This is a genomic window from Bradyrhizobium sp., from assembly GCF_049519115.1.
Classification (GTDB): Bacteria; Pseudomonadota; Alphaproteobacteria; order Rhizobiales; family Xanthobacteraceae; genus Bradyrhizobium.
In genome coordinates, this window is record NZ_JBEKRB010000049.1 from 1 (window position 1) to 11,739 (window position 11,739).

Annotated in this window: 8 protein-coding genes and 1 pseudogene; 5 read left to right on the plus strand and 4 right to left on the minus strand. The window is 60.3% G+C overall.

Annotation, left to right across the window (positions count from 1 at the left end; all coding sequences use genetic code 11):
* The 4 genes from ABSE61_RS28290 to ABSE61_RS28305 all read right to left on the minus strand — a co-directional run.
* On the minus strand, positions 1-174 hold a 174-nt coding region (locus ABSE61_RS28290; RefSeq protein ID WP_423874498.1), incomplete at its 3' end, for a LysR family transcriptional regulator.
* 881 nt (positions 175-1,055) lie between these two features.
* Complete coding sequence (locus ABSE61_RS28295) at positions 1,056-1,445, minus strand: response regulator transcription factor (protein WP_423874457.1); 390 nt, start codon at positions 1,443-1,445, stop codon at positions 1,056-1,058.
* 106 nt (positions 1,446-1,551) lie between these two features.
* On the minus strand, positions 1,552-2,211 hold the full coding sequence (locus tag ABSE61_RS28300) for a response regulator transcription factor (protein WP_423874458.1): 660 nt from the start codon (positions 2,209-2,211) through the stop codon (positions 1,552-1,554).
* Positions 2,208-2,555, minus strand: coding sequence for an ATP-binding protein (locus tag ABSE61_RS28305; RefSeq protein WP_423874459.1), 348 nt, complete (start codon positions 2,553-2,555; stop codon positions 2,208-2,210). Before ABSE61_RS28305 ends, ABSE61_RS28300 begins: the two co-directional genes overlap by 4 nt.
* A gap of 174 nt (positions 2,556-2,729) precedes the next feature.
* Here ABSE61_RS28305 and ABSE61_RS28310 point away from each other — a divergent pair, with 174 nt between their 5' ends.
* The 5 genes and pseudogenes from ABSE61_RS28310 to ABSE61_RS28330 all read left to right on the plus strand — a co-directional run bounded on the left by ABSE61_RS28310 (position 2,730) and on the right by ABSE61_RS28330 (position 11,734).
* A complete protein-coding gene (locus tag ABSE61_RS28310) occupies positions 2,730-2,921 on the plus strand; it encodes a hypothetical protein (RefSeq protein WP_423874460.1) in 192 nt (63 codons plus the stop codon).
* 773 nt (positions 2,922-3,694) lie between these two features.
* The gene (locus ABSE61_RS28315) at positions 3,695-9,235 is read left to right on the plus strand and encodes an AAA family ATPase (protein WP_423874461.1); all 5,541 of its coding nucleotides are present in this window, start codon (positions 3,695-3,697) and stop codon (positions 9,233-9,235) included.
* A gap of 111 nt (positions 9,236-9,346) precedes the next feature.
* Positions 9,347-9,627, plus strand: a pseudogene (locus ABSE61_RS28320) (amidase family protein); the annotation flags it as partial.
* A gap of 30 nt (positions 9,628-9,657) precedes the next feature.
* Positions 9,658-10,515, plus strand: coding sequence for a branched-chain amino acid ABC transporter permease (locus ABSE61_RS28325; protein ID WP_423874462.1), 858 nt, complete (start codon positions 9,658-9,660; stop codon positions 10,513-10,515).
* 4 nt (positions 10,516-10,519) lie between these two features.
* Entirely contained in the window at positions 10,520-11,734 is a 1,215-nt protein-coding gene (locus tag ABSE61_RS28330) for a substrate-binding protein (RefSeq protein ID WP_423874463.1), read from the plus strand.
* Positions 11,735-11,739 lie beyond the last annotated feature (5 nt).

Genomic DNA, 11,739 nt, shown 5'->3' on the forward strand with positions numbered 1-11,739 from the left:
GGTGAGTTCCACGCCGCGCGTCAGGCGGTGAAAGAGGGACGTGCCCAACTCCCGCTCGAGCTGGCGGATTTGCAAGCTGAGGGGAGGCTGTTTGATGCCGAGCCGATCGGCTGCGCGGGTGAAGTGCAGCTCCTCGGCAACCGCGACGAAATAGCGGAGATGCCGGAGCTCCATAGTCCCACGCCTGGCGTTGATCGCCTCGGCACACTTCGCCGTCATCGCGAGAAGCCTGCTCTGGTGATTCCACATTCCGCTCCCCTGCAATTGCGTCCGAGATACCCTGAGCGCGTCCAGCCGCGGCTCGGGCGAAAGTCCGTGAATACGCCCATTTGCGAGGCGATCATACGGTCGGATCGCCTCGTTGGGTCACCTTGCGTTTTCAAGTAGATAAATTCGTGCAACGCCACGATAAAAACCGTAACTAAACCGGGCATCAAGAAGGTCCAGCGCAGCCTGGTTGAGCGAGCGAACTCAGGGAGTAGCATGAGACTGTTCCGCCAAACGATTACGGAGGCGCTGCGTTTCTGTTTGCTTTGGGGACTTGCCAGGCTTCGCAGGTACGCATCGAAGTTTGGGTGGTAGTCTTGCGAAACCCTGCGTGCACTGAACGCTTTTCGGGTCTCCCACACGAAAGGACCATGGGACGGAACATTTGAACACCGAGAGTTCGCGAACATGGGTTCCCCTCTAAGCCGCACGTTGGTTAGCTCGCATTTGCTAAGCGTTATCTCCCAAGCCTAGTTCGCCCGAGACGAATTGCTCCATTGCTACCGAGCTTAGTTTAACTACCGAAATGGTTGGGGCCCTCAATACCTTGGTTTAACCGTGCCACGGACTGTTTGGGCAATCCGCGCAAGCCAAGCTAGATCGACGGATCAGCGCTTAGCGCATAATCCGGCTGTGTGTCCCACCCGCGTTGGCGCGGATCTCAGGGGAATCCCAGATCAGACTTCAGGCGCGCTCAATAATAGTTTGAGCGCAAGCCGAATATACCGGCGCGCTTGTTAGCGTTGTGCAACTGAAAATTCCACTCTTGTGACAGCGCTAGGGGGATCTCACTTTCTGGTCCCGCCTTCACGCTTCTTCAGGGCGGCCTGGAGACCTTGGATAAGGCTGTCCCCGTCGAAGGGCTTAGTCAGGTAGCAAATCGCCCCGGCCCCAAGCGCTTGCGCACAAACCCGCTCGTTGGGGAAGGCCGTGACGAAAATGAACGGCACGTGGTTCCCTTGGCTAAGCAGCTGCGCTTGCAACTCGACGCCGCTCATTCCGGGCATTTGGACATCTGCAATCACACAGAAGAAGTCATCGAGGCGGTTCGACCGCAAGAACTCTTCGGCGGATGCGAATGTATTTACAATGTACCCGAGTGACCTCACAAGGCTGTCAGTCGTGGCGCGCACGGATGCATCATCGTCAATGACTGCGACCGGCGGAAGCTTTGACAAGGCGGCCCTTCCTTGACGCGAGACCGGGAGCCCATGGCGTCACCGTCGCCCCAGTTGCAGATTGCATCACGGATTGGGATTGGAAAACGATACCTGGGTATAAGCTCTAGCGTTTCGGACGATGGATTCCGAGCAGTTCAGCCATTCCTATAAAGTCAATCAACGACCGAGCCTTCATTTTTCGCATCATATGGCCACGATGGACCTTCACAGTGATCTCGGTAATGCCCAATTTGGCCGCGATTTGTTTGCTCATCAGTCCGGCAGCGACCTGTGTCATCACCTCCCGCTCGCGTGAGGTCAGAGAGTCGAACCGCATTCGCAGTTCCGAAACGCCCTTCTCGCTATCGCGTCTTTTTTGATCTCGCTCGATCGCCTTGATCACGGCATCCAGGATATCCTGGTCGCGGAACGGCTTCGTTAGAAAGTCGATGGCTCCGGCTTTCATCGCCTTGACCGACATCGGGATGTCGCCGTGGCCCGTCATAAAGATGATCGGGATGCGAATATCCGCCTCGGCCAGTTCGGCCTGAAAGTCGAGACCGCTGACCCCCGGCAGCCTGATGTCGAGGACCAGGCAGCTTGCAACATCCGGCATCGTGATCTGCGCAAAGTCGCGGGCCGAACCGAACAGCTCGACCCGCAAGCCCACCGATCGGAAAAGACTGCTGAGAGTCGTGCGCACCGCTACATCGTCGTCGATGACGAAGATGATCGGTTCCGCTTCGCTTGCGAGGTCGCCTGGCGATTTCGAGCCCCCGATCAAGACCTATCCTCCTGATGCAATGGCAATGTGAACTCAAACCTCGCACCCGGTCCCACATTGTTGGCGACCGACATCCGTCCCCCGTGAGCTTCGATGATCGAACGGCAAATCGATAATTCCATGCCCAGGCGGCTCTCTCGGACGAACAAGATTAGAGCATTTTGGAGGAAAATCGGCAATTCGATTGCTGCCTCAACGGGGTATATGGACGCGGTTCCCTGGACTGAAGTTGCTCGAGGCCCATAAGCGCCACGATTAGGAGAAACCTTCAGGAGGCCACCACGGTCCCGGCGATTTGCACTCACACGCCGGTGATGCGGGCCAATTGGGACAGTGGGCGCCATGGCATCGGCGCCGCTCCGTAATTCGGATTCGTGTGGCCCCCATGGGCTAACAGGCCCGGAATCAAGGGGCCGAACGATGAAGATGAAATACTTTCGGCAATGCTGCTGCTCGCACCGTTGTTCGCGATACCAGCTACGGCTTAGGCGCGAGCCAGCGAGCCCGGTTTCGCGGTCGTGGCCCGCTATGCGAGACTGGCAATTGTGGTGATTGGAATCGCTATCATCACACAAAGCATCGCTGGTTTTGAGCGCACGCGCCGCGCGATTGATCGCGATGAGGTTATGCGGATCCCGCAGTCCCGTCTGAATTCGTTACTTTCGGCGGCGCTCGCGATCGCCGTGGTGATCGGTGCGTTTACCTCTTGACACGCGATTCAGTCCGAATCCCGATAGGAGAGCTCTGTGGATATGAAAATCGAAAATTGGCTCAGCAAAGTGCCGCCCGTTTGCCCAATCATTCGTTGCTAACGTCCAGAGTGATGGGACGTAAGAGGCGAACACTACGACCTGCGTATAATTCTTCCGATCCCTTTCGATATCGGATTCTTACCCACGTACAATTGAGCCATTAATCTCAATCGTTCCAGTCTCGCCGCTAATCTGGAAGAGCCGATCGCAGGTGGCAAATTGTCCGCGGTCGCGGCCAAAAAAGGCAGCGGCATTGAAGCTTGGCTTCGTCACTGAATCAGAATTCGATCACTTCGTCGATCCGGAAAATCCAATGATCCAATATGACAATGCACAAAACTGCTTTTGGAATTTTATTTTCCTCGGCCAATTTCAATTCGTTTGGCTCCTGAATGGATCGCTATCATTCTGCACACCTCTGGCATCGGCCCGGTCGGTGTCAGCCAATACAAATAAGTGAGTTGTCGCCATAAGCGGCTTCATGCACCGAGAGGGGAGACCATGCCTAATCTTAACATCAACGGACGGAATATGTCCGTCGAAGCGGCAAACGATACGCCCACTGCTTTGAGTCATCCGCGAGCAAGTCGGGTCGGCATCCGCAACCTTTTACATAACAGACATGGTCGCGCTGCCTCGTGAGTGGTGAAGTTCCTGTTCAGACCTTTTCTGGCCACCCCTGAGAGTACCATTCTCAATGGCGGCCTCCGACCTGATGGCGGATCCCGCAGATGAATCAATCCTCTTGGTTCGACGTTGGTGGAGAGAGTAGCCTCAAGGTCTTGTGGGAGGACGGTGAACGCGTCTTCTGCAGAAGAGAGAGCCACGCCGACGGTTATCGGGCCGCCGTGCTGGCCGTGCTGCCCGCCGCGGAGCATCCGACACCTGCCACTCTCGATAGCTTAGCTCGCGAATACGGATTGAAGGACGAACTGGACGGGGCGTGGGCACTGCGACCGCTTGAGCTTGTCCGAGAACGTGGTCGGATTATGCTGGTGCTCGAGGACACCTCCAGCGAGCCGCTCGACCGATTGCTCGGGATGCCCATGGAGGTGCGGAGCTTTCTGCGCATCGCCATCGCGGTCGCGGCGGCCCTCACGCAAGTCCACCGGCGCGGCCTCGTCCACAAGGACATCAAGCCGGCCAATATTCTGGTGAACCGCACGACTGGAGAGGTCAAGCTCACCGGTTTCGGTATCGCTTCACGTCTGCCGCGCGAGCGCCAAGCCCCCGCGCCGCCGGAGGTGATCGCCGGCACGCTCGCCTACATGGCGCCGGAACAGACCGGCCGGATGAACCGCTCGGTGGACTCCCGCAGCGATCTCTATGCATTGGGTGTCACCTTCTACGAACTGTTGACGGGGACACTGCCCTTCACCGCCGCCGATCCGATGGAGTGGGTGCACTGCCATATCGCCCGGCAACCGGCGCCGCCCGACGAGCGGGTCGCGGGCCTCCCGGGACCGCTCTCGGCAATCGTGATAAAGCTTCTCGCCAAGACTGGCGAGCAGCGGTACCAAACCGCTGCCGGTGTCGAGGCCGATCTGCGCCGCTGCCTCGCGGAGTTGGAGCGGCATGGCCGGATCGTACCCTTCTCACTCGGCGGTTGCGACGTATCGGACCGGCTGTTGCTCCCGGAGAAGCTCTACGGCCGGGAGCCCGAGATAGACACGCTGATCGCGTCCTTCGACCGGGTCGTGGCGACGAGCACCGTGGAGTTGGTCCTCGTGTCCGGCTATTCCGGTATCGGCAAATCCTCGGTAGTGAACGAGCTGCACAAGGTGCTAGTGCCGCCGCGTGGCCTGTTCGCGTCTGGCAAGTTCGACCAATACAAGCGCGACATCCCATACGCGACCCTGGGCCAAGCATTCCAGACCCTGGTCCGCTCGCTCCTCACCCAGAACGAGGAGGCGCTGGGCCGGTGGCGGGACTGCTTGCTCGAGGCTCTCGGTCCAAATGGTGAGCTGATCGTCAATCTCGTTCCTGAACTCGAGCTTGTGATCGGGAAACAGCCGCCTGTTCCAGATCTGCCACCACAGGACGCGAAGAACCGCTTCCAGATGGTTTTCCGGCGCTTCCTGAGCGTGTTCGCGCGCAAGGAGCATCCGCTCGCGCTGTTCCTCGACGATTTGCAGTGGCTGGATGCCGCGACGCTCGATCTCATCGAGCACCTGGTCACGCATTCGGAGGTTCAACATCTGCTTCTGGTCGGGGCGTACCGGGACAACGAGGTCGGACCCACCCACCCTCTTCTGCGGACTCTCGCTGCGATCCGCGATGCCGATGTGAGGGTGTGCGAGATAATGCTGGCGCCTCTCGAGCTCGACGACGTTAGCCGGCTCATGGCCGATGCGCTCCACTGCGAACCGGGGCGCGCACGGCCATTGGCTGAGCTGGTCCAGGAGAAGACCGGCGGCAATCCGTTCTTCGCGATCCAGTTCTTTGTCGCGCTGGCCGACGAGGGGTTGCTCCGCTTCGATCATGACGCGGCACGCTGGCGCTGGAAGCTCGAGCGCATTCACGCGAAGGGGTACACCGACAACGTGGTGGACCTCATGGTCGGAAGATTGACCCGCTTGCCGGTCCAGACCCAGGCGGCGTTGCAGCAGTTCGCCTGCCTCGGCAACGCCGCCGAGATCACGATGCTTTCGATCGTTCTGGGGAAATCGAGCGAGGACGTTGGTTTGGATCTCCGGGACGCCGTTCGTCTGGAGCTGGTCGAGCATTTGGAGGGTTCATACAAGTTCATCCACGACCGGGTTCAGGAGGCCGCGTATTCTCTCATACCGGAACGGTTGCGCCCCGAGGCGCACCTGCGCGTCGGAAGGCTGCTCGCGGCGCATACCCCTGCGGAAAAACGCGAAGAGGCCATCTTCGACATCGTCAATCAGCTCAACCGCGGCGCCGCGTTGATCACCTCACAAGACGAGCGTGAGCAGCTGGCCGAACTCAACCTGCTCGGGGGTCGCCGCGCCAAGGCCTCCGCCGCCTACGCCTCGGCGCTCACCTATCTCGCCGCCGGTGCGTCCGTGTTGCCGGAAGACCGGTGGGAACGCCGGCACGAGCTTACCTTCGCGCTGGAGCTGCACCGGGCCGAATGCGAGTTCCTTACCGGCGCGCTGGTGGAAGCGGAGCAGCGCCTGGAGGCGCTATCAACCCGTGCCACAAATGCGGTGGAACGAGCCACCGTCGCGTGCCTGCGCTTGGATTTGTACACGACCCTCGATCAGAGCAGTCGCGCCATTGCGGTCGGTCTCGAGTACCTTCGGCATCTGGGCATCAACTGGTCGCCGCATCCGACGAATGAGGAGGCCCGACGCGAATACGAGCAGGTCTGGTCGCAGCTCGGGAGCCGCATGATCGAGGATCTGATCGAGCTGCCTTTAATGAGCGACCCTGCATCGCTGGCGACTATGGACGTTCTGACCAAGATGGCGACGCCTAGCTTGTATACGGATACGAACCTGGTTGCCCTGGTCGCCTGCCGAGCGGTCAATCTCAGCCTCGAGAGCGGCAACTGTGACGGCTCGTGCATGCCCTATGTATGGCTGCCCATGGTGGCCGGCCCGCGTTTCGGCGACTATCGGACCGTCGTATATCGCTTCGGTCAGCTCGGCTATGACCTGGTCGAAAGACGCGGACTGACGCGTTTCCAGGCCAGGACCTATGAGCTGTTTGGATATGGCGTTGTGCCCTGGACGAGACATGTCCGGGCCGGCCGCGATCCGCTGCGCCGCGCGTTCGAGGCGGCTCTCAAGAACGGCGATCTCACTTTCGCCGCCTACTGCGGCACCCAATTGAACACAAACCTTCTCGCGGTGGGCGATCCCCTTGCCGAGGCGGAAGGCGAAGCCCAGCAGGCCCTCGCGTTCTCGCAGAAGATGCGTTTCGGGCTTGTTATTGACTGCAACACCGGCCAGCTCGGGTTGATCCGATCGCTGCGCGGCTTGACGCCGATTTTCGGCTGCTTCGACGATGAGCAGTTCAATGAGGCTCGGATCGAGCGCCGTTTTTCAGAAAATCCGGATTTGGCTTTTGTCGAATTCTGGTACTGGGTCCGCAAGCTGCAGGCGCGCTTCTTTGCGGGCGACTATGCGTCGGCCATCGAAGCCTCGTCGAGGGCACAGTGTTTGCTATGGAGTTCGGTCTCAGCCTTCGAAACGGCGGAATATTGCTTCTATGACGCGCTGTCTCGAGCCACCTGCTGCGATTCCAGTGCGGCCGGCGGCGGGCGTCAGCAGCACCTGGACGCTATCGCTGCGCATCATGAGCAGCTCCAGCTCTGGGCGGCGAATTGCCCGGACAATTTCGAGAACCGCGCCGCGCTCGTCGGCGCCGAGATCGCGCGGATCGAAGGCCGGGACCTCGACGCCGAACGCCTCTACGAAGAGGCCATCCGCTCGGCCCGCGCAAACGGCTTCGTTCACAACGAAGCGATCGCCTACGAAGTGGCCGCGCGCTTCTACGCCGGACGCGGCTTCGAAGAGTTTGCCCATGTGTATCTGCAGAAAGCCCGCAACTGCTATCAGCGTTGGGGGGCCGATGGAAAGGTGAGGCAACTTGATCGGCTTCATCCGAGTTTGGTCGCTCCGCAGGGGCATGGCCCCGCAGCGAACATTGGCTCCCCGGTCCAGCAGCTCGATGTAGCAAGCGTCGTCAAAGCCTCTCAGGCCGTATCTAGCGAGATCGTCTTATCCAAGCTGATCGAGCGGCTGATGACGATCGCGCTCGAGAATGCAGGCGCGGATCGCGGCCTTCTGATGCTGCCGGCAGAGGATGACCATTTGATTCAGGCGGAGGCAAAAGCCGCCGGCGATCAGATTGACGTCGTGCTGTGCCAAAAGCCAATCACCAGCGTCACTTGTCCCGAATCTATTGTCCGCTATGTCATCCGCACGCGCGAAAGCGTGATTCTCAATGATGCCTCCAAGCCCAACATCTTTTCCGAGGACGATTATCTGCGCGACCGACCAGCCAAGTCGATTCTCTGCATGCCGCTAATCAAACAAGGGCGGTTGACGGCGCTGCTCTACTTCGAGAACACGCTAAGCTCGTACGCGTTCCCCCCGGATCGAATCGCGATCCTGGAATTGTTGGCGGCGCAAGCGGCGATCTCGCTAGAAAACACGCGTCTGTATGGCGATCTTCAAGAGCGCGAGGCAAAGGTCCGGCGTTTGGTCGACTCCAACATCATCGGGATCATAATTTTTGACTTTGATGGTCGCGTTATTGAGGCCAATGAGGCTTTTCTCCACATAGTGGGACATAGCCACGACGATATCGTTTCGGGTCGGGTGAGCTGGGCCGAGCTAACGCCCGCCGAGTGGCGCGAAGCTGACGACCGGGCCGTGGCAGAGCTCAGGGCGATGGGAAGCTGCAAAGCTTACGAGAAGGAGTACTTACGGAACGACGGCAGCCGCGTGCCTGTCCTTGTCGGCCCGGCGGCTTTCGCCGGCCCCCCCGACCAGGGCGTCGCCTTCGTGCTCGATTTGACTGAACGCAAGCGGGCGGAAGGGGAAGCCCGCGAGAGCGAGCGGCGATACCGCGAAGCGCAAGCGGAACTCGCTCACGTCACGCGCGTGACGACCCTGGGAGAGTTGGCGGCTTCGATCGCCCACGAAGTAAACCAACCGCTCGCCGCCGTCGTCGCCAACGCCGACGCCTGTCTTCGCTGGCTCGACCGCGCGACTCCCGACCTAGAAGCGGCGCGCCGTTCGGTGGAATGGATTATCGACGACGGCAATCGGGCGAGTGAGGTGATCCGCCGCGTCCGGTCGCTCGCAAACAAGACTGGCGTTGAGAAATTGCCACTCAACGTCAATGACGTAGTCAGGGATGTCATCGCGCTGGTGCAGCGTGAACTAACCAGCCACCGGGTGTCGTTGCGAATGGAGTTGGCGCCTAGCTTACCCATAATCCTGGCCGATCGGGTCCAATTTCAGCAGGTGATTATCAACTTGGTGATGAATGGCATTGAAGCCATGCAATCAGTCACGGATCGGCCGCGCGAACTGCTGATCCGATCAGACCGGGACGAGACACAACAAGTGCTCATAAGTGTCACGGATTGCGGCGTCGGGATTTCCACCGAGAATGCGGACCGCCTGTTCAACCCCTTCTTCAGCACCAAATCAAGCGGCATGGGTATGGGACTCTCGATCTGCCGATCGATCATAGAAGTCCACGGTGGCCGGCTGTGGGCCACGGCAAACCTGCCCCACGGTGCCACGTTTCAGTTCACTGTGCCGTGGAACGCAGGCACTGCGTCGTGAGGCCGAGCAGCCGCGGAGATATCGATGCCGAGCGCCTTGGCGGTCACCGCCGCGAAGAGATGAAGAGATCAGGAGAACACCCGTGACAGTCATGCTTCCCATGACAAGCCGCTGCAGAGCTACGACCTGCTGCCGATGCCGACGACGCCGACGAAAGCGACTAAATTGCCGGAACCGACCGCGAGCCGCGAAGACTACGTCGCTCGCGCCCTCGAGATGATTTCGAATACCTCGCTGTTCAACATCACGCATCACCCCGCGATGTCGCTGCCCTGCGGCATGGTCGACGGGCTTCCGGTCGGCCCAATGCTGGTCGGCAAACATTTCGACGAGTGACGATCTATCGCGCGGCGCACGCGTTCGAACAGTCGGGCGACTGGAAGAAGACGTGAGCAGGACTACGAGATGGTGTGGCGGCGGAAATGGATACACTGTTCATTGCACTGTTCGAGATTCTGAGCTTCGGCGCGATCGTCGTCCTCGTGGTGTTGGGGCTTGGCATCATCGCCAGCATGATGGGTATCTTCAATTTCGCGCAAGGTGAATTCGTCCTGCTCGGCGCCTACATCACCTATCTCGTCCACAGCGCGGGCCTGCCGGTCGCCGTCGGCATGGTTGCGGCGCCGTTTGCGGTCGGCGCCCTTGGGCTAGTGCTCGAGCGTCTCGTGGTGCGGCGGTTCTACGCCGCGCCCATCGTCGCCATGCTCGGCACTTATGCGCTTGGCCTGATCATCCGGGAGTCCGTGCGCGGGCTGATCGGCGGGCTCTACATCTCGGTGCTCGAGCCGATCGGCGGCTCCATCAGCATCGGCACTCTGCATTTCGCGACCTGGCGCTTCGTCATTGTAATCATCACGGCGCTGGTGATGGCCGGCACCTACGCACTGCTCGCCCACACCTCGTTTGGGCTGCGGATCCGCGCGTCACTGGAAAACCCAGCGCTGGCGCGCGCGTCCGGCATTTCCACCGGTATGATCTACAGCGTCACTTTTGCGTTCGGTGCGGCGCTCGCCGGTCTCGCCGGCGCGCTGATCGTTCCGGTGTTTTCGCTGTTCGCCGATCTCGGCATCCGCTTTTTGATCCAGGGTTTCGTCGCCGTCATGGTTGGCGGGGTGGGGTCGTTTGCGGGGCCAGTCGCCGGCGCCAGCGTGATCGGCACGCTGAGCGCGGCGCTGCCCTGGGTGATGGCGCCCGTGATCGCCGACGTCCTGGTCTTCGTACTGGCCATCATTTTCATCAAGTTCCGGCCGCAAGGTCTCGTTTCGGGAAGAGGGGTCTAAACCGTTGTTCAACAATAAGCTCAGCCGCCGCCGTTTCCTCGGCAATTTCGCCTTCGCGTCCGCGGCGATCGCCACCGGCACTGGAAGCTGGGTGATCCGTCCGGACTGGGCGAACGCGGCGGAAGGACCGATCAAGCTCGGCATCGCCACCGATCTCACCGGCTCGCTCGGTTACGCCGGCAAAGCGGATGCCAATGTGGCGCGCATGGTGGTGAAGGAAATCAACGACGCCGGCGGCCTGCTCGGGCGCCCAATCGAACTGCTGATCGAGGACACCGCCACCAACGAATCGGTCGCGGTGGGCAATGTCCGCAAGCTGATCCAGCGCGACAAGGTCGATATGGTGCTCGGCGCAATCACAAGTTCGATGCGCAACGCCATCAAGGATGTGATCGTCGCGCGCGGCAAGACGCTCTACATCTATCCGCAGCTCTATGAGGGCAAGGAGTGCACGCCATATCTATTCTGCACCGGACCGACGCCGGCGCAGCAGTGCGACGAATTCATTCCCTGGCTGATCAAGAACGGCGGCAAGAGGTTCGCGCTGCCGAGCGCCAATTATATCTGGCCGCACACCCTCAACGTCTATGCCCGCAAGGTGATCGAGAACAATGGCGGCGAGGTTATCTTCGAGGAATATTATCCGCTCGACCAGATCGAATTCTCGTCGACCGTCAGCCGCATCATCTCCAACAAGGTCGACGTGGTGTTCAACACCGTGATTCCGCCCGGTGTCGGGCCTTTCTTCAAGCAGCTCTACGAGGCGGGCTTTCTCAAGAACGGCGGCCGGCTATCCTGCGTCTACTATGACGAGAACACGCTCAACCTCAACCAGGCCGATGAAATCGAGGGGCTGGCGAGCTGCCTCGACTATTTCAAGACGCTGACGCCGGAAGATCCCGCCAGCGCGAAAATCCACGCCGCCTATGAAAAGCAATTTCCAGGCAACTTCCTCTTCGCGGCCGGCAGTGCCGCGACCGGCACCTATCGCGGTCTGAAGCTGTGGGAAGCCGCCGTCAAGGAAGCCGGCAAGGTCGACCGCGACTCGGTGGCCGCGGCCCTCGATCACGCCAAGATCGCCGAAGGGCCCGGTGGCCCGGCCGAGATGGTGCCCGGCCAACGCCACTGCAAGATGAAAATGTACACGGCGGTCTCCAAGGGCGGAAATTACGACATCGTCGCGCGAAGCGCCGGATTGGTCGATCCGAAGGAATGCTGATGGAT

Bases quoted from the DNA above. Each gene is read 5' to 3' on its own strand.
- ABSE61_RS28325 (WP_423874462.1), top strand. From the start codon at position 9,658: ATGGATACACTGTTCATTGCACTGTTCGAGATTCTGAGCTTCGGCGCG.
- ABSE61_RS28315 (WP_423874461.1), top strand. From the start codon at position 3,695: ATGAATCAATCCTCTTGGTTCGACGTTGGTGGAGAGAGTAGCCTCAAG.
- ABSE61_RS28305 (WP_423874459.1), bottom strand. From the start codon at position 2,555: ATGGCGCCCACTGTCCCAATTGGCCCGCATCACCGGCGTGTGAGTGCA.